Consider the following 25,993-nt stretch of genomic DNA (forward strand, 5'->3'; position numbering starts at 1 on the left):
TACAAGCGTACTGCTATTAGGAGACGAACGCCTTAAGTGGTGACGTACCTCAGTCTCCCAGGCACGGGAAGTGGCCGACGTCACCGCCCCGGCCCCGGGCACGCGGGAGTGCGGGCCACCCCGCGCGGGTGCGACGATGGGCGCATGCCGAAGAAGCTCCGTCTCACCGGTGACGCCGACGCGGACAAGCTCCTCTCCGAGGACCCGTTCGCCCTCCTCACCGGGATGTTGCTGGATCAGCAGATCGCGATGGAGACGGCGTTCCTGGGCCCGAAGAAGATCGCCGACCGGATGGGCGGCTTCGACGTCCGCAAGATCGCGGAGTCCGGCCTGGAGGAGTTCGTGGAGCTGTGCGTGACCCCGCCGGCCATCCACCGCTACGGCGGGTCGATGGCCCGCCGTGTGCACGCCCTCGCCAACCACGTCGTCGAGCACTACGACGGCAAGGCCGACCGCATCTGGAAGCGGGGCACCCCGGACGGCAAGGAGGTCCTGCGCCGTCTCAAGGAGCTGCCCGGCTACGGCGACCAGAAGGCCCGGATCTTCCTCGCGCTGCTCGGCAAGCAGCGCGGCGTGCAGCCCGAGGGCTGGCGCGAGGCGGCGGGCGCCTACGGCGAGGAGGGCTCGCGCCGGTCGATCGCCGACGTCGTCAGCCCGGAGACCCTCGCCGAGGTCCGCGCGTTCAAGAAAGCCGCGAAGGCCGCCGCGAAGAACTGATCAGCCGGGATGGGCGCCGGCCGTGTCGCGGATTTCGGTGCCGAGGCCAGACCCGCTCGCCCGCGCGCAGTGCGCGCAGCAGAAGAACCGGCCTTCGACCTCCACCCCGTGACCGAGGATCCGGCACCCGCAGTGCTCACACGACGGTGCGATTTTCTGCGCCGCGCACTCGATGCTGTCGAACGTGTAGGTGTCCCCGCTGACCGTGCGGACCTCGAACGACATCCAGTAGTCGTTTCCGCACACCACGCAGCTCGCCATCGTCGTCCTCCTTTTCCACCCGGACGAATCGAAGCGTGCTCGTCACCCGCGAGCGGGGCAACTCGATCAATTCGCCTCGGTGTGACAATCGGCGCCGGGCCGAATTACCCTGGTTCCCGCGGAGGTGGTTCTGATGCACGCAGCCGTAGGAGACCGGATTCTCGTCCACGGTCGTACCGTCGGAGCGGCCGAGCAGTCCGGGGAGATCGTCGAGGTCCGCGGGGAGAACGGCGGGCCGCCCTACCTCGTCCGGTTCGCCGACGGCCACGAGGGCCTGATCTTCCCCGGGTCCGACTGCGAGGTCACCCACGAGCGGCAGCAGAACAACGCTTGAGCGCGTGGGGCTTGTCACCCCGCGCCCGGGATGACACCGGCACCCCGGCCCGTTGAGACTGAACGAGGGCAGCTCGTGCCGCCATGGACGGCGATGGGCTGTCCTTCTTCATGCCGCTCGACTGTATCGATGCAGACCACCTGGAAAGGAGTACCGTGCCCATCGCGCTCCTCGCGCTCGCCGTCGGTGCCTTCGGTATCGGCACCACGGAATTCGTCATGATGGGTGTCCTTCCGCAGACCGCCGCGACCTTCGGGGTGGACATCCCGGCCGCCGGCCACCTCATCTCCGCGTACGCGCTCGGCGTGGTCGTCGGCGCGCCACTGCTGACCGCGGTCGCCGTCCGGTTGCCGCGCAAGATCATGCTGCTGGCGATGATCGCGCTGTTCACCGCGGGCAACCTGCTCTTCGCGCTGGCACCGGACCAGCGGTTCGGCCTCGTGTTCCGCTTCCTCACCGGGCTGCCGCACGGCGCGTTCTTCGGCGCCGGTGCGGTCGTGGCCGCGAGTCTCGTCAAGCCGGGCGACCGCGCGAAGGCCGTGTCGATGATGTTCCTCGGCCTGACCCTGGCCAACGTCGTCGGCGTGCCGCTGGGCACGCTGCTCGGTCAGCAGGTCGGCTGGCGCTTCACCTTCGGCGTGGTGGCGATGATCGGCCTGCTCGCGGTCCTGGCCATCGCGAAGCTGGTGCCGCACCAGGGCCGCCCCGAGCAGCCGTCGCTGCGCGGTGAGCTGGGCGCGTTCCGCCGCCCGCAGGTGTGGCTGGCGCTGGGGATCGTCACGTTCGGGCTGGGCGGCGTGTTCGCCTGCCTGTCCTACGTGACGCCGCTGATGACCGACGTCGCCGGCTACCAGCCGGGAAGCGTGACCCTGCTGCTCGCCCTCGCCGGTGTCGGCATGACCATCGGCAACCTGCTCGGCGGCCGGCTGGCGGACAAGGCGCTGATGCCGAGCCTGTACGTGGCGCTGGTCTCGCTCGCGGCCGTGCTGGCGGTGCTCACCGCCACCGCGCACAGCAAGGTCGGCGCCGCGATCACGATCTTCCTGGTGGGCGTGGCCGGGTTCATGATCGGCCCGATGATGCAGACCCGCGTCATGCTCAAGGCCGGTGGCACGCCGTCGATGGTCTCGGCCGCGGTGCAGTCCGCGTTCAACATCGCCAACTCGATCGGCGCCTACCTCGGCGGCCTGGTGATCGCCGGCGGGCTCGGCCTGGTCGCGCCGAGCTGGGTCGGCGCCGGGCTCGCCGTCGTGGGTCTGGCGATCGCCGTGGTGTCCGGTTCGCTGGACCGCCGCGAAGCCGCCCGGACCCCGGCGATGGCCGAGGCCTGAGGAGTCAGGAGCCGAACGGTCCGTCGGTGATCGTGAAGGCCAGGAAGAGGATGAGCACGCCGAGCCCGGCGTAGCTCAGGACGTCCACCGGGCGGCCGCGGATGGCCAGCAGGCCGGCCCGCACGCCCGGCAGGACGGCCCGCAGGATCGCCGCCACGAGCAGGGCGCCACCGATGATCGCGGCGCCCTGCCGCCAGTGGTACTGCCAGATCCGCAGGCCGGCGATCGCCACCAGCAGCATCACCAGGGCGAACGGGACCTGCTCCAGGACGGCCGCGCGGTTACGCCGTGGCGAGTGCACGCTCGGCCGCCTCGACGACGTTGGTGACGAGCATCGCCCGGGTCATCGGGCCGACCCCGCCCGGGTTCGGCGACAGCCACCCGGCGACCTCCGCGACCGCCGGGTCGACGTCACCGGCGAGCTTGCCGTGCACGTGCGAAACGCCCACGTCGAGCACCGCCGCGCCGGGCTTGACCATGTCCGGCTTGATCAGGTGCGGCACCCCGGCGGCGGCGATCACGATGTCCGCGCGGCGGACCTCGGCGGCCAGGTCCCGGGTACCGGTGTGGCACAGCGTGACGGTCGCGTTCTCGCTGCGGCGGGTCAGCAGCAGACCCATCGTCCGCCCCACGGTGACACCGCGGCCCACGACGGTGACGTTCGCGCCCGCGATCGGCACGTCGTGGCGCCTGAGCAGCTCGAGGATGCCGTACGGGGTGCAGGGCAGTGGCCCGGTCTCGTTGAGCACCAGGCGGCCGAGGCTGACCGGGGCGAGGCCGTCGGCGTCCTTCTCCGGCGCGATGCGCTCCAGGATCCGGCCGGCGTCGAGGTGCCCCGGCAGCGGGAGCTGGACGATGTAGCCGTGGCAGGCCGGGTCGGCGTTGAGCTCGTCGATGACGGCCTCGAGCTTGGCCTGGCTGATGTCGCCGGGCAGGTCACGGCGGATGGAGTTGACGCCGATCTTCGCGCTGTCCGCGTGCTTCATCCGCACGTAGGAGTGCGAGCCGGGGTCGTCGCCGACCAGGACGGTTCCCAGCCCGGGCGTCACGCCCCGCTCGGCCAGGGCGGCCACCCGCGGCTCGAGCTCTTCGAAGATGGCGTTCTTGGTCGCTTTGCCGTCGAGAACCGTCGCAGTCACGGCTCCCATTCTGGCAAAGGAATGAACGTGGCCTCCCGCGAGGACGCCCGAGGCCACTACGGGTAGTTCCGCTGAAACCCTTCGTACCCTAATCGATGTATCTGCACTGGTCATTGCCCCTATTGGTGCGGGTGGTGTGCAATCGGATCAGTGACCAGTCAAAATGGCCTGGTGGCGCAACCGACGACCCAGCTGAACGCGACCGAGCAGGACACCCTGGTCAAGCAGATCGGACTGGCCCTGCTGCGGGCCGCTCCGCGGGACTGGCGGCGGGTGACCGCGCACTACCGGGCGGTCGGCCGGTACCACGAGCTGACCGGTGAGGTCGTGCTCGAGGACGGGTCGGCCCAGGAGTGGATGGCCACCCACGACATCGCCACACTGTTCGGCCGGCTGCGAGCCGGGATGTACCGCGAAGGCCGCGGCACCTGGTTCAACGCGCGCTACCAGCTCGACCACCCGTCGAGCTACAACCTGGAGTACGACCGCGACGAGCCGCGGTGGGACCTGATGCCGCCGCCGCAGGCGTACGCCGACGAGCTGCGGATGTTCCCCCGCTCCGAGGACAACGTCCCGGAGTGGCTGATGCGCCGCATGGCCGGCCTCGCCCCCGAGCAGCCCGGCCCGCGGTTCCGCATCGCGCGGATCTTCGACGGCCACGAGCCGAACGGCCGCCCGGTGCTCAACCGGCCGGAGCTGGATGCCGACGAGCAGCAGCGGGTGCTCGAATACCTGAACAACGCGCCGGTCGTGCATGCCGAACGCGGCTTCGACCTGGACCGGCTGGCGCAGCAGCCCGCGCCGACCGTGCCGGTGGCCTTCCACACCGACGGGTCGTGGATCTGGCCCGCGGCCATCAACTACTACCTACAGGAATACGGCGTCGCACCGGAGGCGGAGCTGGTCTCGCACATCGCCGGGACCGGGTACGCGCTGCCGGAGGTGCCGGAGCAGATGGTGCAGGCCGCCGCTGCGTACCTGGGCCGCGGCACGCAGCAGCCGCCGCGGCAGGCGCCGCCCGCCGAGCCCGTGTTCGAGGCGCGGCCGGAGCCTGCTCCGCCCGTCGACCAGCCGACGACGTTGACCCCGGCGATCGAGGCGGACGCCGGGCCGCCGACGATGCTCGTGCCACCCGCCGTGCCCGGCGACGAGCCCCGCAACGGGCGGGAAGCGGTGCCGTCGGTGCCGGCGGTGCCCTCCGCGCCGGCCGGTGCCCCGGAGCCCGCGTCCGCCGTCGAGGAGACCCAGACCTGGGACGCCCGGGAGGCGTTCAGCGACGAGCCACCTGGTGGGCCGGACGCCCGCGAGTGGACCGAGCCCGGAACCGGCGGCGCATCGGCGGCGCCCGGGGGACGTGGCGCGGAGGACACCCGCGGCTGGGAAGACGCGGAGAGCCACGGCGCCGGGGCGCACGCCGGACCGGAGGGTCACGGTGCGGAGCCCTGGACCGGGCCCGAGGGACACGACGCCGAAGGTGCCGCCTGGGGCGGGCCGGAGGGGCACGGCCAGGAGCCGCCCGGGTTCGTGGACGAGGAGCCCACGGCGTCCTGGGACGGCCGCGCGCCGGAACGCGGCCCGGATCCGGCGGGGCCGCGTGGTCTCGCCGGTCCGGCGGCCCAGGGCTGGGAGTCGCCGGAGCCCCGGGGCGCCGCGGAGCCGGACGCCCAGGGGCAGGAGGGCATCCCCGGACAGCACCGTCCGGAAGCCCAGGGCGACGCGACCGGACCGGAGCAGTTCGCGGAGGGCCGGGGCCGGCACGACTTCGCCGGCCAGGCCGGTGCCGCGGGCCTCGCCGCCGGAGGCCAGGAGCAGTTCGCGCAGGAAGCCCCGGACGCCGGGCGTGACCCGCGCCGCCAGGAGCGCGCCGAGGGCCCCGAGGGGCGCGGTGCGGAACCGTTCCGCCCGGAGGGGCGCGGCGGCCCCCAGGGGCTGGACCCGCGCGTCCAGGCCGCTTTCGGCCAGGAAGCCCCCGGGGAACGGGAGCCCGGCCGGGCCGAGTTCGCGCAGAACGGCGTTGCGCCGGGCGAAGTGGACCCCCGCGTCCAGGAACACGCGCCGGGTCAGGCGCCCGGGCTGGCTCCGCACACCCCGGAAGCGCCGGGTCAGCAAGCGCTCGACCCCCGCCACCATGAGCGTCCCGAGGCTCCCGCGGCCAGCGGTCCGGAGCGCTTCGGCCAGGACGTGCCGCAGACCCGCGATCCGCGTGGCCTCGCCGCGCCGGACGCGCCCGAGTTCCGTGGTCCCCGTGGGTTCGCCGGGCCGGAAGGCTTCGCCGGGCCGGAAGGGCAGGAGCCGCGCGGCGGCTGGGAGAGCCCGGGAAGCGGCTTCGCCGGTCAGGAGGCTCCGCCGGAACCCCCGCGCGTGCGCGGTCCGGAGCGCGGCGCCCCGGCGGAACCCCGCGGCGGTTTCGCCGGGCCGGATCCGCGTGCCCTCGCCGGGCAGCAGCGGAGCGGCCGGCCGGCACCCGAGGGGCCCCCGACCGTGCTGGCCCGACCGGTGGCCCCACCGAGCGGCCCCACCGAGCCGGCGCTGGACAACCTGCGCGCGAAGCTGTCGGACCTCGGTGTGCCCGAGGGCGCCTACCGCATCGGCGAGCCCGCCGAACACGGCTGGAGCCTGGAGAAGATCGAGGACGGCTGGCGGGTCGGCTGGTACGACGAGACCCTGACCAGCCCCGCGGTGTTCGGCGACGCCGACGACGCGGCCGCGTTCATGCTGGGCAAGCTCCTGCTCGGCCAGGGTGGCCGGCCCACGCCGCCGGCGCGCCCGGAGATGGACGTCAACGAGATCCCGCGCACCCCGGCGCAGGAACCGGTGGAGCCCCAGCGGCACGACCTGCCCCCGCGGGCGTTGTCGGACCGCCTCGGCGAACCCGACCCGGCCGGCGCGCCCACGATGCTGGCCGCCCCGGTCGCACCACCTCCGCCCGCTCCGCCACGCCGGGAGCCGCCGCCCCGGCGGGTCGAAGCCGCGGCGCCCGCGGCCACCGCGTCCGCCGGGTCCGCGTCGTCCGGGGGCAACCAGCAGTGGCCGATCCAGCCGCTGCCCGGTGAGCCGCCGCTGACCCTGTTCCGCGGCAAGGAGATGCGGGAACTGCCGGCGGGCAGCGAGCTCGACCGGTTCGGCGGCCCGAACGGCAACCTGACCTACGCGGCCGGCACCCCGTTCGCGGAGCGGTCGCTGGTGCCGGAGTGGATCAACCGCCCCTACCACGTGTACCGGGTGCAGCGGCCGCTGGAGGCGCTGGCCGGGATCGCGATCCCGTGGTTCAACCAGCCCGGCGGTGGCGCGGCGTACCTGCTGCCCGCCTCCATCGAGGACCTGCTGGCCTCGGGTGACCTGATCGAACTCGACCCGGGCGAGCCGCCGATCGATTGACGATCGCGCGCGGTCTGGCGGTCAGCGGACCACCAGGCCGTGCGCGGCGGCGAAGGCGACCGCGGTGTCAAGGTCCACCCGGGCGCCCCGCAGGTTCGCCTGCACCAGCCCGTGCGCGTCGAGCTGGGCGCCACGCAGGTCGGCGCCCGTCAGGTCCGCGCCGTGCAGCCGCGCCCCGCGCAGGTCGCTGTCGCGCAGGTCGGCCCCGGCCAGGTTCGCTTCGGAGAAGTTGGCCTCCCGGAACCGCAACCCGGACAGCGCGCGGCGCCGCAGGTTCGCGCGGCTGAAGTTCGCCAGCGAGAAGTCGCTGTCCCGCGCGGACATCCCCGCAGCCCACTGTCGGCAAAGGACGAGCCGAGCAGCGAGCAGCCGTGGAACCCGCTGTCGGCGAGCACGGTCCGCTCGAACACGCACGACCGGAACGCCGACGCCCGGTGCCGGGACTGCCCGAGGTCCGCGCCGGAGAAGTCGCACCCGTCGAACGTGCAGCCGTGCGTGACCAGCCGGCGCAGGTCGGCCTCGCGGAAGTCACACCCGCTGAACTGGCGGTTCTCCCACGTGGTCCCGGGCAGCACGGCGTCACGGTAGTCCTCGGCTATCTCCATCCGGCGAGCTAACCACACCCGGCGGACCCGGTCGTCCATCCCGAACACCGCGCGCGAACCGGGATCGGCAGGCCGGTCACCGGAAGTCCCGCGACTTCGACGGCACCCGCATGGACAGGTGCTGCAACTTCTCCGCCCGCACGCTCACCACCCCGTCGGCCCGCTCGATCACCCCGCGGATCAGCATCGCCGCGCTGCCCCGCGCCACCCGGTGGTAGCGGCGCCACAACCCGGCCGAGCACACGACGTTGACCATGCCGGTCTCGTCCTCGATGTTGAGGAACGTGACCCCGCCCGCGGTCGCCGGGCGCTGCCGATGGGTCACCGCTCCCCCGATCAGCACCCGGGCGCCGTCGGCGAGGTCCGGCAGTTTTCCGGCGGGCACCACGCCCAGCGCGTCCAGGCGCTCGCGGATGAACTCGGTAGGGAAGCTGTCCGGCGACAACCCGGTCGCCCACACGTCGGCGATCGCCTCGTCGATCTCGTCCATCCCGGGCAGCGCCGGTGCGTGTGCCCCGGCCAGTGCGACCGGGAGTTTCTCCGGCCGTTCCTGCGCCACCGCACCGGCCGCCCACAGCGCGCGGCGGCGGTCGCCGGCGATCTCGGCGAACCGGCCGAACGCGCCGGCCGTGGCGAGCGCCTCGATCTGCGGCGTGGTCAGCCGCACCCGCCGCGCCAGGTCCGCCATGTCCCGGAATTCTCCGCCCCGCTGCCGTTCCGCGACGATCTCCTCGGCGAGCTTCTGCCCGATCAACCGCACCCCGGCCAGCCCGATCCGCACCGCCAGGCCATCACCGTGGGGTTCGAGCGTGGCGTGCTGCAGGCTCGCGTTGACGTCCGGGCCGTGCACGGTGACGCCGTGCCGCCGGGCATCGGCGACCAGCGACTGCGGCGAGTAGAACCCCATCGGCTGGGCACGCAGCAGCGCGGCGCAGAACGCCTCCGGGTGGTAGCGCTTGAAGAACGCGCTGGCGAACACGAGGTAGGCGAAGCTCAGCGCGTGGCTCTCCGGGAAACCGAAGTTGGCGAACGCCATGAGTTTGTGGAAGATCCGCCCGATCAGCTCGTCGTCGAGCCCGTTGCGCCGGGCGCCCGCGTAGAACCGTTCCCGCAGCCGCTCCATCTTCCGGGTGGACCGCTTCGACCCCATCGCGTGCCGCAGCTCGTCGGCCTCGGCGGCGGTGAAGTCCGCGACGTCGAGGGCGATCTGCATCATCTGTTCCTGGAACAGCGGCACCCCCAGGGTCTTGTCCAGCGCCCCGGCCAGCAGCGGGTGGTCGTGTGCCCACTTCTCCTTCTTCGTCGCCCGCCGGATGTAGGGGTGCACGGAGCCACCCTGGATCGGGCCGGGCCGGATCAGCGCGACCTCGATCGCCAGGTCGTAGAACGTCTTCGGTTTCAGCCGCGGCAAGGTCGCCATCTGCGCCCGGCTCTCCACCTGGAACACTCCGATCGCGTCCGCGCGTTGCAGCATCTCGTACACCTCGGTGTCCTCCAGATCCAATCTGGACAGATCGACGTCGGTGCCCTGGAACTCACGCACCAGGTCCAGCATGTAGTGCAGCGCGGAGAGCATGCCGAGGCCGAGCAGATCGAACTTGACCAGCCCCACCGACGCGCAGTCGTCCTTCTCCCACTGCAGCACGCTGCGCTCGGCCATCCGCGCCCACTCGATCGGGCACACCTCGCTCACCGGCCGGTGGCAGATCACCATCCCGCCGGAGTGGATGCCCAGGTGCCGCGGGAAGTCCTCCAGTGCGGCGGCCACCTGCAGCACCGGCAGCGGGATGTCAGAAACGACGGAGTCGGTGTCTCCTTGCACTTCCCTCAGCGGGCCCCAGCGGTCGATCTGCTTGCTCCACGCGTCCTGCTGGCCGGGTGAGTACCCGAAGGCGCGGGCGGCGTCCCGGATCGCGGACTTGGCGCGGTAGGTGATCACGTTCGCCACCTGCGCGGTGCGCAGCCGCCCGTACTTGCGGTAGACGTACTGGATCACCTCCTCGCGCCGGTCGGACTCGATGTCCAGGTCGATGTCCGGGTAGCCGTCGCGGTCCGGCGCGAGGAACCGTTCGAACAGCAGCTTCCAGCGCACCGAATCGACCTTGGTGATGCCCAGCGCGTAGCAGACCGCGGAGTTCGCCGCCGAACCGCGGCCCTGGCACAGGATGTCGTTCTTGCGGCAGAACTCGACGATGTCCCAGACGATGAGGAAGTAGCCGGGGAAGCCCAGCTGCTCGATGATCCGCAGCTCGTGCTCGATCTGCCGCAACGCGTCCGGATCGTTGTCGTAGCGGTGCGCGGCGCCGCGGTAGACCTCCTCGCGCAGGAAGGACGCCTCGGTGTAGCCGGCCGGCACGTCGTAGGGCGGCAGCTCGGGGGCGACCAGCTTCAGGTCGAACGCGCACTCCAGCCCGAGCAGCGCCGCCCGCTGCACCGCGCCGGGGTACCGCGCGAACCGCTGCGCCATCTCCTCGCCGGAACGCAGGAACGCCATGCCGGACGCGGGCAGCCAGCCCGCCATGTCGTCGAGGCCGCGGCGGCCGCGGATCGCGGCCATCGCACCGGCCAGCCGCCCCCGGTCCGGGGTGGCGTAGTGCGCGGCGGTGGTGGCGACGGTCGGCAGCCCCTGCTCGGCGGCCAGCGCGGCCAGGATGTCGTTGTGCACCCCGTCCTCGGGGTAGCCGTGGTCGGTCAGTTCGACGTAGACCGCCCCGGCGCCGAACCGCTCGGTGAGCCGTCGCAGTTCCCGCCCGGCCGCGTCCGGGCCGCCGCGGGCCAGCGCCCGGCGCACCGCGCCCTTGCGGCAGCCGGTGAGCACCACGACCTGGCCGGCGACCTCGTGCACGACGGCGTCCAGGTCGTAGACCGGGCGGCCCTTCTCCGCCCGGTCGGTACCCACGGCGTGGTCGTGCCCGGCGAGCTGGCCGGCGGTGATCGCCCGGCACAGGGCGGCGTACCCGTCCTGCTGCTTGGCGAGCAGCAGCAGATGCTCGCCCTCCGGGTCGGCGACGCCGTTCTGCGGTGCGGGCAGGCCGAAGCTCAGCTCGGTGCCGAACACCGTGCGCACGCCGAGCTCGCGGGCCGCGTCGGCGAACCGCACCACCCCGTACATGCCGTCGTGGTCGGTGAGCGCGATCGCGTCGAGCCCCAGCCGCGACGCCTCCTCGACCAGCTCCTCCGGGTGGCTCGCGCCGTCGAGGAAGCTGAAGTTGGAGTGGCAGTGCAGCTCCGCGTAGGGCACGCGGAGCCGGCCGCCCGAGTGGTCGTCCCCGCGTGGCGGGCCGACCGCGCTGGGCCGCACGTAGCCCTCCCGTTTCCGGCTCCAGGCGGGGCTGTCCCCGCCGTCGGCCGACTCGGGTTTGCCGGACAGCCTGCGTTCCAGCTCCGGCCACGGAACGGGCGGGTTGTGGAAACCCATCAGTCCGCCGGGCGGCGTGGCACCGGGATGGGCAGCAGCATCTGCTCGGCCCCGGCCGGGTCCAGCGACTCCACCACCTCGCGCGGCAGGGCCAGCCAGTGCTGCAGGTCCCGGAAGTACTCGTCGTCCATCAGTCGTACACTCCCTCCACTGTCCATTGCGGACTCGATCCGCCCACTCTCGTCAGCAGGACCGCCGTTTCGCCTTCCCCGGCCAGCACGACCTGCACCCGGGTGCGCACACCGTCGCCACCCGGCGTCCACCAGTGCGCGTCGACCAGCCACGGACCCGCCCAGTCGAGGACGTCCCGCAGCGGGCCGTCGCCCACCGCGACCCGGTGCGGCGGCGCGGACAGTTCCCGTCGCCGGGTGATCCGCACCTCGTGGCCCGCCGCGTCGAGGACCCGCGCGGGCAGCGGCTGGGCGTAGACCGTGGCCGGGGACGGCGCGGGCAGCCGCCCCGGCCACGGCAGGTCCGCCGGGTGCCGCGGTGTCCGCGGGTCGCCCCACGGCACCAGCCGGACACGTTCGGCCGGCCCGCGGCCGCCGTCGAGCACCGCGGTGACGACGCTGTCCGGGCCGAGCAGGCCCTGCACCCGGACCAGCGCGCGGCCGGCCCGCTCGGCGGCCGGCCCGTGTTCGTCCGCCAGGCCACGCACACCCTCCTGCCACAGGCCCAGCTGCAGCGAATGCCCTTCGACGGTTTCCTCGGGCGCCAGCCGGAGCTGCTCCACACCGGCGGTGGGGCGCTCGTCCGGCGCGGCACGCAGCCAGCCCTCGAACTGCCAGCGCACCCGGTCCGCGATGCCTTGCGGCGTCAGCGGTTCGGCGCAACGCCACACCCGGCTGAGCTCCTGGCCGTGCTCGGTGATGGCGTAGATGCCCAGGCGGGTGCAGGCCAGGCCGTGCCGCGCGAGACCACCGTGGAACTGCTCGGCGAGGGTGCGTGCCATGAACGCGGCGGCGTCGACCCGGTCCAGCGGCGGGTCGAAGGTCTTGGTGACGGCGAGTTCGGGTGGCGGCCGCCTGCGGTGCGGTGGCCGTTCGTCCAGGCCGCGTGCGAGCCGGTGGGCGACCAGACCGGCGCGGCCGAACCGCGCGGCGACGTCCCGTTCGGCGAGTTCCGCGAACGCCCCGAGGGTGCGCAGTCCCAAGCGGCGCAACAGGTCCACCAGCTCGGTGCGGCCGGTGCCCGGCTGGTCCAGTTCGGTGACCGGCAGCGGCGCGAGGAATTCGCGGGTCCCGGCGCGCTCGACGATGGCCGAGCGGTGGGCGGCCAGGGTCGCGGCGAACAGTCCGCCGGCGATGCCGATCTGGCACTCCACCTGCCGGGAGACGTGCTCGACGAGCAGTTCCGCGAGGCGCAACTCGCCGCCGAAGTAGCCGGACGCGCCGTCGGCGGGCACCGCGACGAGACCGGGACGGACCACTTCGACCCCGACGACCAGCTCCTCCACCGCGGCGGCGACGGGTTCGAAGAGGCGTGCGTCGCGATCCTCGTCCGGGGCGGAGACGTGGAGATCGGGACAGCGGGACTGCGCGTCGCGGCGACGCATGCCCCGGCGGATGCCCGCCGCCCTGGCGACCGCGGTGCAGGAGACCACGCGGTTGGCGTGGAACACCGCGGCGGGCAGGTGCAGCGGCACGCCCTCGGCCAGGCACGCGGCCACCGCCGGCCAGTCCGGGCACCAGAGGACCAGCATGCGAGCCGGGCTGTCTACTGTGGACATGGAGCGCTCTTCCGCCCGGCCGCGCCGGGGTCCCGGGCCGGCACTGGCACATCCCCCACGGCCATCCCGGTGCACCTGGTTGGCGCGCTGCGCCGAACCGCAGCCCTGGCCCCGCCGGTAGCGCCGCGCCGCGCCACCGCCGGAACCTCGCTCGCCGCCGACGCCCCGCACATCCCGCACCGGGCCGCCGCCACTGTCCCCGACGTCGTTGGGGCCGGGTACATCAGCCCGCCTCCCGCGCCAGGCTCAGCACCGGCTCGGGGGGTGCTGCTGCCGGGGCCCCCGCAGACCCCGGCAGCAGCAGATCCGCCCGCCGGGGGCGCGTCGCCGCGCCCCGGCCGGCACCCTGGACACGGACCCGCCGCTCACGCAGGTACCCGTGCCCGCCATCGAGGCCGGTCCACCGGCCGGCCTCACACCTCAGCTCCACCTCGGCGCCGGGCCACGGCCCGAGGGAGAGCAGCACGGCACCCCGATGCCGTGCCCGCGCCGACAGGCGCCGAGCCTCCGGCGGCGCCGCACCCCGCGCGGCGACCGCCACCACGTCCATCCCGTCCAGCAGCGCGCCGGTGACCGTGACGAACTCCGCCCCTGGTCGCGGCACCAGCGCGAGGCGGCTCACCTCGACGCCGAGCTCCGCCGCGGCCACCAGACCGAGGTCCGGCATCCCCACCGCCGCCGCCCACGATCCGGTTGCTGTCGCCTCGGCCAGCAGCGCCAGCAGCAACGACACCGATCCGCGCACGGCGACCGTGCTCCCGCGGCGCAGGCCCGCCCACGGCAGCAGCGGGCGCAACTCCGGCCGCACCGGCAGCACCCGCCCGGTCAGCTGGGCGTGCTCCGCCGCGGCGGCCACCCCACTGGCCGTCTTCACGCCGGGCAGGGCGGCGAGTGTCGTGACCGGTGCCGTCACCGCATGCCACCTCCCCACGACGCGCCTGGAAGACCCTGTCGACGTCACCGTGGGGAAGACGGCGACTTGTCGAACGCGTGTTCGACAAACTCAGTGTGCCTCGAACACCTGTGCGATGTCAAGAGGGTGCCGAGCAGCCCCGCGAACGGCAGGATCGTTGCCATGACCGAGGTTCTTCGCTACACCGCGTTCAGCACGGACCCCGCCGGCGGCAACCCGGCCGGCGTCGTACTGGATGCGCACGAGCTCACCGACACCGACATGCAGAAGATCGCGGCGGAGGTCGGCTACTCCGAGACCGCGTTCGCCACCAGCACCGCGGACCGCCACTACCGCGTCCGCTACTTCAGCCCGCTGGCCGAGGTCGCCTTCTGCGGGCACGCGACGATCGCCACGGCGGTCGCCCTCGCCCAGCGCACCGGCACCGGCGACCTGCGCTTCGAGACACCCGCCGGCCCCATCACGCTCCAGACCAGTGGCCAGGAGACGATCACCGCCGGGTTCACCAGCGTCCCCACCCGGTCCCGGCCGGCCACCGACGACGAACTGCGCCGCACCCTCGATGCGCTCGGCTGGTCCGGCTCCGACCTCGACCCGGCCTGGCCGGCGCACGTCGCCTTCGCCGGCAACGATCACCTGGTGCTCGCCGCCGCCACCCGGGACCGGCTGGCGCGCCTGGACTACGACTTCGACCGGCTGGGCGACCTCATGCGCGAGTACGGCTGGACCACCGTGCACCTGTTCCGGCCGGAGAACGAAACCACCGTGCACGCCCGCGACCCGTTCCCGGTCGGCGGCGTGGTCGAGGACCCGGCCACGGGCGCGGCGGCCGCGGCTTTCGGCGGTTACCTGCGGGCCCTGGGCAAGGTCACCGAACCCCGGCGCATCACGATCATCCAGGGCGAGGACATGGGGCGGCGCAGCGAACTCCTGGTCGACGTCCGCCCGGACGACGAGCGGGTGACGATCACCGGGACCGCCACCCCGCTCTGAAGCGTCAGTGCGTGAAGTGCCGCGTCCCGGTCAGGTACATCGTCACGCCGGCCTCTTCGGCCGCGGCGATGACCTCCGGGTCGCGGATCGAGCCGCCCGGCTGGACCACCGCCCGCACACCGGCGTCGATCAGCACCTGCAGCCCGTCGGGGAACGGGAAGAACGCGTCCGACGCGGCCACCGAACCCTTGACCCGGTCGCCCGCACGCTGCACGGCCAGCCGCGCGGAGTCGACGCGGTTGACCTGGCCCATGCCCACGCCGACCGTCGCCTGCCCGCTGGCCAGCAGGATCGCGTTCGACTTCACCGCGCGGATCGCCCGCCACGCGAACACCAGGTCCGCGAGCGTGTCCGCGTCGACGGCCTCGCCGGTGGCCAGAGTCCAGTTCTCCGGCGAGTCACCCGGCGCGTCGATCCGGTCGGCCGTCTGGACGAGCATCCCGCCGGAGATCGGCCGGAACTCGATCGGGTCCGCATCGGTCAGCGCGGGCAGTGTCAGCAGGCGCACGTTCTTCTTGCGCTTGAGCACGTCCAGCGCCTCGTCCTCGAACCCGGGCGCGAGCACGACCTCGGTGAACACCTCGGCGATCTGCTCGGCGGCCTCACGGGTGATCGGCCGGTTCGCCGCGATCACGCCGCCGTAGGCCGACACCGGGTCGCAGGCGTGTGCCTTGCGGTGCGCCTCGGCGATGTCCGCGCCCACCGCGATGCCGCACGGGTTGGCGTGCTTGATGATCGCCACCGCGGGATCCGCGAAGTCGTAGGCGGCCCGGCGCGCGGCGTCGGTGTCGACGTAGTTGTTGTAGGACATGGCCTTGCCGTGCAGCTGCTCGGCGTGTGCCAGCCCACCGCGCCAGTGCCGGTACACCGCCGCGCGCTGGTGCGGGTTCTCGCCGTAGCGCAGCACGTCGCCGCGTTCCCAGGTGCCGCCGGTGAAGTCCGGGAAGCCGGAGTCGGCCGCAGTGCTGTCCGGGGCGTAGACGCTGGCGAACCAGGAGGCCACCGCCATGTCGTAGCTCGCGGTGTGCGCATACGCCTGCGCCGCGAGCCGCTTGCGATCGGCGAGGTCGAAACCGCCGGCCCGAACCTGCTCCAGCACCCAGCCGTAGCGGGCCGGGTCGACCACGACGGCCACGTTGTTGTGGTTCTTCGCCGCGGCGCGGACCATCGCCGGGCCACCGATGTCGATGTTCTCCACGCAGTCCTCGGGGCTCGCGCCCGAGGCGACCGTCTCGCGGAACGGGTAGAGGTTGACCACCAGCAGGTCGAACGGCGCGATGTCGAGCTCGCGCAGCTGCTCGACGTGCTCGGGCCGGTCGCGGTCGGCCAGCAGGCCCGCGTGCACCCGCGGGTGCAGGGTCTTGACCCGGCCGTCGAACGACTCCGGGAAACCGGTGACCTGCTCGACCGGCGTGACCGGCACCCCGGCGTCCGCCAGCGTCTTCGCCGTGCCGCCGGTGGAGACGATCTCCACACCGGCCGCGTGCAGCGCGGTGCCCAGCTCCAGCAGGCCCGTCTTGTCCGAAACGCCGATCAGGGCGCGCTTGACCGGACGCCGACCTTCCACCGTCACCGCAACCTCACCTTCCGTCCCTCGACCGTGGCACCGGCCCGGCCGAGTCGTTCCACCACGTCCACGAGCAGCCGTCGTTCCACGACCTTGATGCGCTCGTGCAGCCTGTCCTCGTCGTCGTCCGGTTCGACCGGCACCGCTTCCTGGGCGATGATCGGCCCGGTGTCCACCCCGCCGTCCACGAAGTGCACGGTGCACCCGGTCACCTTGACGCCCAGCTCCAGCGCATCGGCCACGGAGTGCATCCCCGGGAACGACGGCAGCAGGGCCGGGTGGGTGTTGATCACACGGTTCGGGAAGCGGGCGAGGAAGTTCGTCCCCAGGATCTTCAGGAACCCCGCCGACACCACGAGGTCGGGCTCGTAGGCGGCGACCGCCTCGGTGAGCGCCTTGTCCCACGCGTTGCGGTCCGGGTGGTCGCCCAGGCGGACGGTGAAGTGCGGCACGCGCGCGCGTTCGGCACGCGCCAGCGCTTCCACCCCGGGCCGGTCCGTGCCCACGGCCACGACCTTCGCCGGGAAGCCCATGCGCTGGGTCGCGTCCAGGAGCGACTGCAGCAGCGTGCCCGACCCGGAGGCGAGCACCACCAGCTTGACCGGGACGGGCAGTTCCAACCGGCTGGAGTTCAACGCCTCTCCTTCGCCCGTGCCAACGTCGGACCGAGTCTATGCTGCGCCGCCGAGCGGCTCCGTTGCGGGCGGGGGGTGGCTAGCTGGGCTCGTCCGGCTTCCCGTCGGTGGGCGGCGGTTCCTCTGCTTCCGGCTCGTCCGCGGGATCCTCGTCCGGCTCGTCCTCGACGTCCGCTCCGGGGTCGGCGGTGCTAGCGGGGTCGGCGGTGTGGTCGGCATCTGCTTCCGTGGCCTCGGCCCGGACCTCCGCTTCGAGCTCCTCCAGCTCCGCATCGAGGTCCTCCAGTTCGGCCTCGATCTCGGCCGCCACCCCGAATTCCTCGGACCCCGCAGAGTCCTCGGTGTTCTCGGTGTTCTCGGTGGTCTCAACGTCCTCGGTGGATTCGGTGGATTCGGTGGATTCGGTGGATTCCGCGCTTTCCGCGGTCTCCGCCGGTTCCGGTCCGGGGCGGGCACGCGGACCGGCGAACCACGCCACCAGAGCACCGGGCACGGCGATCCACCCGAACGCGGCCACCGACAGCAGCCCGACCGGGATCGTCACCGGATCGAACGCGCCACCGCCGAGCCGCCCGCCGGCGAGCGTGCCGAGCACCACGCAACCGAACCCGACCAGCGCACCCGCGATGGCGACGATCCGCAGCCGCGCGAGCGGGTTGTCGTCCGCGCGGCGCAGCGTCCAGCCGAGCATCGCGCCGACCGCGGCCGGCAGGAACATCAGCACCGGCCACCAGGGCGCGAAGTGTTCCGGGACACCGGCGAGCACCGGCAGGCCCGGCACCGGGCCGCCCGTGAAGGAGAACGCGCCGATCGAGAACGAGCCGATCGAGAAGCCCGGACCGGTGGCGAAGGCCAGGCCACCGATCACCGCGTTCGGGAGGTAGCCCAGCGACAGCAGCAGCATCCCGGCACCACTGCCGAAGCCTGGCGCGTTCGACGCGAACAGCTCGCGGATCGTGCCCGACGCGAGCACCAGCGCCACCGTGTGCACGAGCGCGCCCGCCGCGAGCAGCCCGGCCAGGCCCAGCGCCCCGGCCCGCAGACCGCGCACCGCCTGGGGGTCCAGGTAGTTGCGCAGGGTCGCCACCAGCCCGGAACGCGACGCCGCTCCCGCCGCCGCGGCCACACCGGCGACGGCGGCGGGCACCGTGAAGGCCGGCAACGGCTCGACCCGCACACCACCGCTGTCGTCGAACAACGCGATGCCCAGCCCGCCCAGGGCGTGCGCGCCGGCCATGGCGGCGACCAACGGCACCGCCGCACCCGGCTCGCGATAGCCGAGACGGGCAGTGGCGTTCGCCGCCGCCCGGACGACCAGCGCGACAGCTCCGATCGTCGCCAGCAGCGGCAGCACGCCCAGCGGGCGCCCGGCGATCGTGACGGGCACCTGGTAGGCGGCGAGCCAGCCCGGCCCGGCCGCGCGCAGCACACCGCCGATCGAGAACTGCGCCACCGAAGCCATGGCCGTGACCAGCCCGAACAGGGCGGCGACCACGACGTAACCGGTGACGACGGGGCCGAGGACCGCCGCGGCGAACACCCGCGCCCGGACCACCGGAGAGCGCTCGCCCCGGTGCTCCGGGTCCGTCACCCCATCCCCGGACCGGCCGTACGAGGTGAGCACCTGCATGCCTGGCACCCTCGCACCAACACTGGGCCGACCGGGTGAGCCACGCCGTTCGTCCCTCATGCGGGTTAAGCCACAAGCGGCTGGTCCCGGAACACGAAGAACGCCCCTTCCCAGGCCGGGAAGGGGCGTTCGGCACGAAATCAGCTCTGCGGGCTGCCGCCGGGCGGGGTACCCGGCTGCTGGCCCTGCCGGCCCTCGGACCCGGGCGGGCTGTAGAACTGGCCCTGCTGCGGGGCGTAGACCGTGGACTGCTGCTGCGGCGGGGACACCGGCGGACCGTACTGCGTGCCCGACGGGCCGCCCTTCGGCTCACCGTGACCCGGCTGACCCGGCTGACCGGGCTGGCCGAACTGCTGCCCCGGCTGACCGCCGTAGGGCTGACCGTACTGCGGCGCCTGCGGCTGCGGCATCTTCAGGACACCCGCGTCGAACAGCAGCGCCGCGATCGCGACCAGCATCTGCAGGATGCCCAGGATCAGGATCACCGTGTAGATACCCGGCGTCTCCGCCTGGGACGGGACGTGCACGACCACCAGGATCGCGGTGAGTGCGCCGAGCACGCTGAACAGCACCGCGAACGGGAGCGTGCGCGGGCCCCGCGGCAGCACCGCCAGCGCCGCCAGCAGACCACCGACGAGCAGGAAGAGCACCGGCTGGTCGGCGCCCTGCGCCTCCTCGGAGAATCCGATGAAGTAGTTCACCAGGCCCAGCAGGCCGATGAACAGCGTCAGGATCATGCTCAGGTTCGCCGGCGACAGACCCGCCCCGGACTGCGCCGGAGGCTGCTGCTGCGGCAACCCGCCGGTCCCCGGGGGCTGGCCACCGCCGCCCTGCTGCGGGTATCCCGGTCCACCACTGGGGAACGTCATTACGCGTGCTCTCCTGTCTTCGCCCGAACCGGGGTGCCGTCGGGTCCGGGAACGGTTTAGCGCATTCCGGGGCTCCCGGCCACCCCATCCGGCTATCCGACGTGTCATCGCGGCGAACGGTTGCGTCGGATTTCGGAGGCCGGGTCGCACACCGGCCGGGCACCGCGAACGGTGCCCGGCCGGTGAGTGGACCATACGGGGTCAGTGCAGGTTCTCGTACAGCTCCCGGGCCAGCGCGGCGGTCTCGGACGGCGTCTTGCCGACCTTCACGCCCGCGGCCTCGAGGGCCTCCTTCTTCGCCTGCGCGGTGCCGGCCGAGCCGGACACGATCGCGCCCGCGTGCCCCATGGTCTTGCCCTCGGGGGCGGTGAAGCCCGCGACGTAGCCGACGACCGGCTTGGTCACGTTCTCCTTGATGTAGGCCGCGGCCCGCTCCTCGGCGTCGCCACCGATCTCGCCGATCATGACGATGACCTCGGTCTCCGGGTCGGCCTGGAACGCCTCGAGCGCGTCGATGTGGGTGGTGCCGATGACCGGGTCACCACCGATGCCGACGGCCGTGGAGAAGCCGATGTCCCGCAGCTCGTACATCATCTGGTAGGTCAGCGTGCCCGACTTGGACACCAGGCCGATCTTGCCGGGGCCGGTGATGTTGGCCGGGATGATGCCCGCGTTGGACTTGCCCGGCGAGATGACGCCCGGGCAGTTCGGACCGATGATGCGGGTCTTGTTGCCCTTGGCGACGTTGTGCGCCCAGAAGTAGGCCGAGTCGTGCACCGGGATGCCCTCGGTGATCACCACGGCGAGCGGGATCTCCGCGTCGATGGCCTCGATCACGGCGTCCTTGGCGAACTTCGGCGGCACGAAGATGACCGACACGTCCGCGCCGGTCTCCTTCATCGCCTCTTCGACCGTGCCGAACACGGTCAGGTCCTTGCCGGCGATGGTGACCGTCTGGCCGGCCTTGCGCGCGTTCACGCCACCGACGATGTTCGAGCCGGCCTGCAGCATCTTGGTCGCGTGCTTGGTGCCCTCGGACCCGGTGATGCCCTGAACGATGATCTTGCTGCTGGAATCGAGGAAGATCGACATGTCTCTTACGCTCCTGCCGCGGCCAGCTCGGCAGCCTTGTCCGCTGCGTTGTCCATGGTGTCCACCTGCGTGACGAGCGGGTGGTTGGCCTCGTTGAGGATCCGGCGGCCTTCCTCGACGTTGTTGCCGTCGAGACGGACCACGAGCGGCTTGGAGGCCTCGTCGCCCAGGATCTTCAGCGCCTCGACGATGCCGGTGGCGACCGCGTCGCAGGCGGTGATGCCACCGAAGACGTTGACGAACACCGACTTGACGGCCGGGTCGTTCAGGATGACGTCCAGGCCGGCGGCCATGACCTCGGCCGAAGCGCCACCACCGATGTCGAGGAAGTTCGCGGGCTTGACGCCGCCGTGCTTCTCACCGGCGTAGGCGACCACGTCCAGCGTGGACATGACCAGGCCCGCGCCGTTGCCGATGATGCCGACCTCGCCGTCGAGCTTGACGTAGTTGAGGTCCTTGGCCTTGGCCTTGGCCTCCAGCGGGTCCTCGGTCTGCTTGTCGACGAGCTCCGCCTGCTTGGGCTGCCGGAAGCCGGCGTTCTCGTCGAGGGTGACCTTGCCGTCCAGCGCGACGATCTTGTCCTGCGGGTCGCGGACCAGCGGGTTGACCTCGACCAGCGTGGCGTCCTCGGCGACGAAGGTCTCCCACAGCTTGACGACCACGTCGGCCGCCTGGTCGCGGATGGCCTCGGGGAAGTTGCCCGCGGTCAGGATCTCCAGCGCCTTGGCCTTGTCCACCCCGGCGATCGGGTCGACCGGCACCTTGGCGAGCGCCTCGGGCCGCTCCACGGCCAGCTGCTCGATCTCCATGCCGCCCTCGGACGAGGCCATGGCGAGGAAGGTGCGGTTGGCGCGGTCCAGCAGGAAGGAGAAGTAGTACTCCTCCGCGATGTCGGACGCCTCGGTCACCAGCACGCGGTGCGTGATGTGGCCCTTGATGTCGAGGCCGAGGATGGCTTCAGCCTTCTCCTTGGCCTCGGCCGGGTCCTTGGCGAGCTTCACGCCGCCGGCCTTGCCGCGGCCACCGGTCTTGACCTGGGCCTTGACGACGACCTGGCCGCCGATCTTCTCGGCGGCGGCCTGGGCTTCTTCCGGGGTGCTCGCTACGGCGCCGGGCAGTACCGGCACGCCGTGGGCGGCGAAGAGGTCCTTCGCCTGGTATTCGTAGAGGTCCACTACTCCAGTCTCCTGACGACACACACCGCCTGAGTCACCGGTCGTCTCGCGAGGGGCGATCCGCAGGCGGGTGCTTGTTGCAAACCATGCTGCCGGACGGAGACGACCCTAGCGACCTGCGCTTTGGCTCGGGGCGGCGCATCTGGTGAACTCGGTCACCGTATGGATCCAGAGCGTGGTTTCGGAGTGTGAGTCGTCCCACGCGCGGCCAGCACGGCGGCGACGACGAGGGCCAGGGCAGCCGCCAGCGCCAGCCACCAGCCGGGTCCCGCGTGGGCGCCGGCGATCTCGTGGCGGGCGAGGGGCAGCTCGGCCGCCCGCAGCGCGGCGACGCAGGCGGCACCGGCGAGCAGCGCGGCGGCCCGGGCGGGGCGGCAGCGCGGGGCGAGGACGCACGCGCCGAGGACCGTGAGGAGCGCGACCAGCAGGCCCCACGAGGGTGTGCCGAAGCTGGTCCAGAGGGCGGGCTCGACGTAGTCGGTCGCGAGGATCGACGGGATGCCGAAGGCGGCGAGGGCGAGGATCCCGGCCGCGGCGAGCGGGGCGAGCAGGGCGGTGCCGGGGACGGCCGAGCCGTTGCCGAGCGCGGTGGCCGGGTCGGTGGTCTCGTCGCGTTCCACCATGCCCGCGACGACGGAACAGCAGGCGGTGATGGCCGAGCCGGCGATCGCGAGCGCGGTCCACAGCACACCCGGGCCGGGGGTGAGGCCGGCGCCGAGTTCGGTGGCGGTGACGGCCATGGTGAGGACCGCGGTGCCGGCGAGGGGGACGGTGACCCAGGCGACGGAGAGGACGGGACGGACGTAGGCGGCCGGGCCGGCGGTGAACAGGACGAGACCGAGGACGCCGACGAGCAGCCCGGCGGCGAGCAGGGCCCACCGGGACGGGCTGGGCGGCCCGTCGAAGTTGCCGGTGACGACCACCTGCGGGGTGAGCGCACCGGCGACTGCGGCGGCCGCGGTGAGCACGGCGAGGGCACCGGTGACGATGCGCAGCCGCCGGATGCCGGGCAGGGTGATCTCGCCGGCGCTGCCGTCCGGGCTGTCGTCCGGTGCGGCGTCCGCCGCGGCGGTGGGCAGGAAGGCGGCGGCGATCATCCCGGCGGCGCCGACGAGGACGAGGATCGGGCCCGCGGAGAGCCGCACCCCGGGCAGGCTGAGGCCGGCGACGAGGTTCGGCAGCCCGACGACGGCCGCGGTGACGCCGAGGCCGAGCAACCCGCCCCGCGCGACCGCGCTGCCGGACCCGGCGAGCAGCACGGTGGCGACGGGCAACGCGAACGCGAGCAGGAGGCTGCCGGCGAGCACCAGACCGGGGCCCTCGAACGCGCCGGCCGCCGGCAGGAAGGCATCACTGGACGCGAAGGGCGCCATCATGAGCCCCACCGCCGCCACGACGGCCGCCGCGAGGCCGAGGATCAGTCCGGACCGCCGGGCCGGTGCGGGCTGCGCGGCCTCCGGCCAAGCCGGGGTACCGGGACCGGGCTCCCCGGCGACGGTGGCCGCCGGGCCGCTGGACCCGGCGCGACTCCGGGCGCCGTCGCGCTCGGCGGGACCGTCGGTGGCCGCGCGCTCGCCGCCGTCAGCGTTGGTAGCCGCACGCCCGGCACCGCCGGCGGTGGGGGCCGCCGGGCCGCCATTGGTGCCGGTGGCTTCGCCGCGGCCGGCCGCCGTGGGCTCGCCACCGGCAGCTGACTCGGGACCGCCAGAGGTGGTGCGCTCGCTGCCGGCGGTACGGGGCTCGGTGGGGCTGCTCGAGGTCGCGGGTACGCCGGCGGAGGTTTCCGCGTCCGTCGCGTGCGCGAGGGACGCCGTGACACCGTGACGCGCCTTGCTCGCCGGCACTGCGCTGGCACCCGGCTCACCCAACACCTCGGCGGGAGCGGATCGGCCGGCCGCTGGTCGGTTCTCGTTCCACCGGGCCTTCGCGGCGACCGCCTCGGCGGCGGCGGACGGCGGCGGGGGCCACGAAGCGTCCGCGCTCGGGGCGACGGCGCGGATGGCCAGCACACCGGCCGCGATGGCGACCACGTGCCCTGCCAGCAGCAACCACAACCCGGCACCGGTGGCGGGCTCGGCCAGTGCGTGCAGGCGGAACAGCTCCGGGCGCGCCGCGCGCAGGGGGTCCGTGAGCAGGATCAGGTCGAGCACCAGCCGCCCGGGGGCGAGGGCCGCCACCGCTGCCAGCACGCCCGCGGCCGCCTGGTGGCGGCCCCGCACCGCGAGCACGGCCACCACGACCATCGGCGCCACGGCGAGCACCACCAGCAGCGGGACGCTGGCGTAACCCCGCGGCACGCCCTCCACCACCGGCGCCACGCCACCCGCGGCGAGCAGCACGGCCGACACCGCCCCGGCCACGTAGGCCGCCGGGGACGGCGACCGGCCGCCGGGGACGGTGTCGGCGTAGGAGGTGGCGTCGAGCTGCACGGCAGCCGCGCCACCGGTGCTGTCAGTGTCCATGTGATCTCACGTCGTCGAGGGTCGGAGGAGCGGTCAGGACAGCCGGCCTCGGCGTCCGGAGCCACGGGCCCAGAGCCGCTGACACAGAGCCGCTGGCTCAACAGACCCGTGCCTGGCACCGGCGCCCGGCGCGGACCGCCTCACCCAGGTGATCACGTCCCGCGCGGCGTCGCCACCCACACCGGCGCCCGACGCTAGCAAGCCGGGAAGGTTGCCCTGGAAACCCCACGATCTAACAAACCGTGTCGCACATCACACAAATGGCGGAATATCGCGTCTACCCAGTGTCATCGACACTGATCGGCCGCGAGCTCCCGCGCCACGTTCGGCCCAGCGGGCGTCCGCTCCTTGCCGCCGACCACATCCCTTCGTTACTGTCCCCCGGGTCCCCATCACGGTCAGGTCACGATGTGGGCGGCGGGCAGCCACCCCGAACGGTTGCCCTCCGGGATCCCCCGCCCGGAACCCGCCCGCTGACCCCCTGAGTAACGGAAGGCCCCGACTTGGCTCGATACCGCTCCCCCGGCGGCCAAGCTCCTTCCCCGGTACTCGATGACGACGCTGCGGACGGCGGCGTCGTCCGGGTCCGGGGCGCTCACCGGCTCCCCGCGCCTTCCTCGGCGCTGCGTGGCCGGGTCGTGGTCGCCGCCGTTGCGGCCGGCGCGTTCGCCGCTGCCGCCGCCGGGCAGACCCTCCAGTCCACGCAGACTTCCGACGCCGACATGACTCCCCTGGCCGACACCGGAGACGCGAGCGCGTCGTTCGCCTTCGGTGGTGACGCCCCCACCGGCGCGCCCGAGATCCTTCCCGCGGCCAACTTCACCGACGCGTCGGCTGAGGTGCAGCGCCTCACCGACAGCGAGAACGTCACGATGGCCCGGCAGGCCCACGACGCCGAAGCCGCCCGCGCCGCGGCCCGTGAGGCTGCCCGGCCCAAGACCTGCCTGCCCGCGAAGGGCACGTTCACCTCCGGCTTCGGCGCCCGCTGGGGAACCAGCCACCTCGGCGTCGACATCGCCAACTCGATCGGCACCCCGATCTACGCCGCGACCGACGGCGTGGTGATCGAGGCCGGCCCGGCGAGCGGCTTCGGCCTGTGGGTGCGGATCCAGATGGACGACGGCACCATCCAGGTCTACGGCCACGTCAACACCTACTCCGTGCGCGAGGGCCAGAAGGTCAAGTGCGGTCAGCAGATCGCCGAGATCGGCAACCGCGGCCAGAGCACCGGGCCACACCTGCATTTCGAGATCTGGCAGAACGGCACCCGCAAGATCGACCCGCGGCCCTGGCTCGCCGCCCGCGGCATCAACCTCTGACGGCCCTTCCCGGGCCCGGTCACGGATCCGGCCGCCGCAGGAAGTAGGCCACCGCGACCTGCCAGACCCCGCACAGCCGTCGCGACGTGCCCCGGCACCGCAGGCACCGGCCGTCCGGCCCGCCGTGCCGCTCCAGGAGAGCCTGCCAGGCGGCGAGGACCACGAGCGCCTCGCCGGCCGGTAATGCCCCATCGCGGACCGCACGCGCGACCATGCGCTCGGTCCGCTCCAGGACGCCTGCCCGCACGTACGGGAACCACTGCCTGCCCACACCACGACCTCCCCCGGTTCGAACTTCCGTTCGAGACAGGTATAGCGGAGGGGTCCGACAATTCCGGGGCGGCCGGTGAGCCGGGCCCGCTGATCACCCGATCGGACCAGGCAGCGAGAGCCGGGCCGCCGGCGCGAGGACATAGCGGCCCGGGC

General features: G+C 73.1%; 21 protein-coding genes and 1 pseudogene. 6 read left to right on the plus strand and 16 right to left on the minus strand.

Annotated elements, in window-relative coordinates; all coding sequences use genetic code 11:
• The first annotated feature begins 144 nt into the window (after nt 1-144).
• Entirely contained in the window at nt 145-717 is a 573-nt protein-coding gene (locus FHX45_RS12265) for an HhH-GPD-type base excision DNA repair protein (protein ID WP_167100263.1), read from the plus strand.
• Here the strand turns inward: FHX45_RS12265 and FHX45_RS12270 are convergent, their stop codons facing one another.
• Complete coding sequence (locus FHX45_RS12270) at nt 718-978, minus strand: Prokaryotic metallothionein (protein WP_167100266.1); 261 nt, start codon at nt 976-978, stop codon at nt 718-720. It lies immediately after the preceding gene.
• A gap of 133 nt (nt 979-1,111) precedes the next feature.
• On the opposite strand from FHX45_RS12270, the gene FHX45_RS12275 reads away from it, so the two are divergent.
• The gene (locus FHX45_RS12275) at nt 1,112-1,312 is read left to right on the plus strand and encodes a DUF1918 domain-containing protein (RefSeq protein ID WP_167100269.1); all 201 of its coding nucleotides are present in this window, start codon (nt 1,112-1,114) and stop codon (nt 1,310-1,312) included.
• A gap of 155 nt (nt 1,313-1,467) precedes the next feature.
• Complete coding sequence (locus FHX45_RS12280; RefSeq protein WP_167100271.1) at nt 1,468-2,643, plus strand: MFS transporter; 1,176 nt, start codon at nt 1,468-1,470, stop codon at nt 2,641-2,643.
• A 4-nt stretch (nt 2,644-2,647) separates the two neighbouring features.
• Here FHX45_RS12280 and FHX45_RS12285 read toward each other — a convergent pair whose 3' ends face one another.
• Together FHX45_RS12285 and FHX45_RS12290 are read right to left on the minus strand one after the other, a co-directional pair.
• Nucleotides 2,648-2,944, minus strand: coding sequence for a DUF3017 domain-containing protein (locus FHX45_RS12285; protein ID WP_167100274.1), 297 nt, complete (start codon nt 2,942-2,944; stop codon nt 2,648-2,650).
• Nucleotides 2,925-3,791, minus strand: coding sequence for a bifunctional methylenetetrahydrofolate dehydrogenase/methenyltetrahydrofolate cyclohydrolase (locus FHX45_RS12290; protein WP_208405901.1), 867 nt, complete (start codon nt 3,789-3,791; stop codon nt 2,925-2,927). The genes FHX45_RS12285 and FHX45_RS12290 overlap by 20 nt, the downstream gene beginning before the upstream one ends.
• Before the next feature lie 162 nt (nt 3,792-3,953).
• Here FHX45_RS12290 and FHX45_RS12295 point away from each other — a divergent pair, with 162 nt between their 5' ends.
• Nucleotides 3,954-7,160: a glycohydrolase toxin TNT-related protein gene (locus FHX45_RS12295; RefSeq protein WP_341771437.1), complete on the plus strand. Its 3,207-nt coding sequence runs from the start codon at nt 3,954-3,956 to the stop codon at nt 7,158-7,160.
• Nucleotides 7,161-7,181: 21 nt separating this feature from the next.
• On the opposite strand, the pseudogene FHX45_RS12300 reads toward FHX45_RS12295, so the two are convergent.
• From FHX45_RS12300 to FHX45_RS12315, 5 genes and pseudogenes are all read right to left on the minus strand, one after another.
• Nucleotides 7,182-7,765, minus strand: a pseudogene (locus FHX45_RS12300) (pentapeptide repeat-containing protein).
• Between the two features lie 76 nt (nt 7,766-7,841).
• On the minus strand, nt 7,842-11,183 hold the full coding sequence (locus tag FHX45_RS12305; protein WP_167100280.1) for an error-prone DNA polymerase: 3,342 nt from the start codon (nt 11,181-11,183) through the stop codon (nt 7,842-7,844).
• Entirely contained in the window at nt 11,183-11,314 is a 132-nt protein-coding gene (locus tag FHX45_RS28390) for a hypothetical protein (protein ID WP_279588860.1), read from the minus strand. Before FHX45_RS28390 ends, FHX45_RS12305 begins: the two co-directional genes overlap by 1 nt.
• Nucleotides 11,314-12,885: a DNA polymerase Y family protein gene (locus tag FHX45_RS12310; protein ID WP_167108821.1), complete on the minus strand. Its 1,572-nt coding sequence runs from the start codon at nt 12,883-12,885 to the stop codon at nt 11,314-11,316. The genes FHX45_RS28390 and FHX45_RS12310 overlap by 1 nt, the downstream gene beginning before the upstream one ends.
• Nucleotides 12,886-13,135: 250 nt before the next feature.
• Complete coding sequence (locus FHX45_RS12315) at nt 13,136-13,825, minus strand: hypothetical protein (protein ID WP_167100282.1); 690 nt, start codon at nt 13,823-13,825, stop codon at nt 13,136-13,138.
• Nucleotides 13,826-13,987: 162 nt separating this feature from the next.
• On the opposite strand from FHX45_RS12315, the gene FHX45_RS12320 reads away from it, so the two are divergent.
• Nucleotides 13,988-14,818 carry a PhzF family phenazine biosynthesis protein gene (locus FHX45_RS12320; RefSeq protein WP_167100285.1) on the plus strand — a complete coding sequence of 277 codons (831 nt, stop codon included), beginning with the start codon at nt 13,988-13,990 and terminating at the stop codon, nt 14,816-14,818.
• A 4-nt stretch (nt 14,819-14,822) separates the two neighbouring features.
• Here FHX45_RS12320 and purH read toward each other — a convergent pair whose 3' ends face one another.
• From purH to FHX45_RS12355, 7 genes are all read right to left on the minus strand, one after another.
• Nucleotides 14,823-16,391: a bifunctional phosphoribosylaminoimidazolecarboxamide formyltransferase/IMP cyclohydrolase gene (gene purH / locus FHX45_RS12325; RefSeq protein WP_167100288.1), complete on the minus strand. Its 1,569-nt coding sequence runs from the start codon at nt 16,389-16,391 to the stop codon at nt 14,823-14,825.
• Entirely contained in the window at nt 16,388-17,005 is a 618-nt protein-coding gene (gene purN, locus FHX45_RS12330) for a phosphoribosylglycinamide formyltransferase (protein WP_167108823.1), read from the minus strand. The genes purH and purN overlap by 4 nt, the downstream gene beginning before the upstream one ends.
• Before the next feature lie 94 nt (nt 17,006-17,099).
• Nucleotides 17,100-18,650, minus strand: a complete 1,551-nt coding sequence (locus tag FHX45_RS12335; RefSeq protein WP_167100291.1) for a cell division protein PerM — start codon at nt 18,648-18,650, stop codon at nt 17,100-17,102.
• A gap of 140 nt (nt 18,651-18,790) precedes the next feature.
• Nucleotides 18,791-19,519 carry a DUF5336 domain-containing protein gene (locus FHX45_RS12340; protein WP_167100294.1) on the minus strand — a complete coding sequence of 243 codons (729 nt, stop codon included), beginning with the start codon at nt 19,517-19,519 and terminating at the stop codon, nt 18,791-18,793.
• A gap of 201 nt (nt 19,520-19,720) precedes the next feature.
• Complete coding sequence (gene sucD / locus FHX45_RS12345) at nt 19,721-20,611, minus strand: succinate--CoA ligase subunit alpha (protein ID WP_167100297.1); 891 nt, start codon at nt 20,609-20,611, stop codon at nt 19,721-19,723.
• 5 nt (nt 20,612-20,616) lie between these two features.
• Nucleotides 20,617-21,786 (minus strand): ADP-forming succinate--CoA ligase subunit beta, encoded by a 1,170-nt coding sequence (gene sucC / locus FHX45_RS12350; protein WP_167100299.1) that lies wholly within the window; start codon nt 21,784-21,786, stop codon nt 20,617-20,619.
• 155 nt (nt 21,787-21,941) lie between these two features.
• Nucleotides 21,942-24,248 carry a hypothetical protein gene (locus FHX45_RS12355; protein WP_167100302.1) on the minus strand — a complete coding sequence of 769 codons (2,307 nt, stop codon included), beginning with the start codon at nt 24,246-24,248 and terminating at the stop codon, nt 21,942-21,944.
• Nucleotides 24,249-24,886: 638 nt separating this feature from the next.
• On the opposite strand from FHX45_RS12355, the gene FHX45_RS12360 reads away from it, so the two are divergent.
• The gene (locus tag FHX45_RS12360; RefSeq protein WP_167100305.1) at nt 24,887-25,567 is read left to right on the plus strand and encodes a peptidoglycan DD-metalloendopeptidase family protein; all 681 of its coding nucleotides are present in this window, start codon (nt 24,887-24,889) and stop codon (nt 25,565-25,567) included.
• Between the two features lie 19 nt (nt 25,568-25,586).
• Here the strand turns inward: FHX45_RS12360 and FHX45_RS12365 are convergent, their stop codons facing one another.
• Nucleotides 25,587-25,838, minus strand: coding sequence for a hypothetical protein (locus tag FHX45_RS12365; RefSeq protein WP_167100308.1), 252 nt, complete (start codon nt 25,836-25,838; stop codon nt 25,587-25,589).
• Nucleotides 25,839-25,993 lie beyond the last annotated feature (155 nt).

Origin of the sequence: Amycolatopsis granulosa (assembly GCF_011758745.1) — a bacterium.
GTDB classification, from domain to species: Bacteria; Actinomycetota; Actinomycetes; order Mycobacteriales; family Pseudonocardiaceae; genus Amycolatopsis_E; species Amycolatopsis_E granulosa.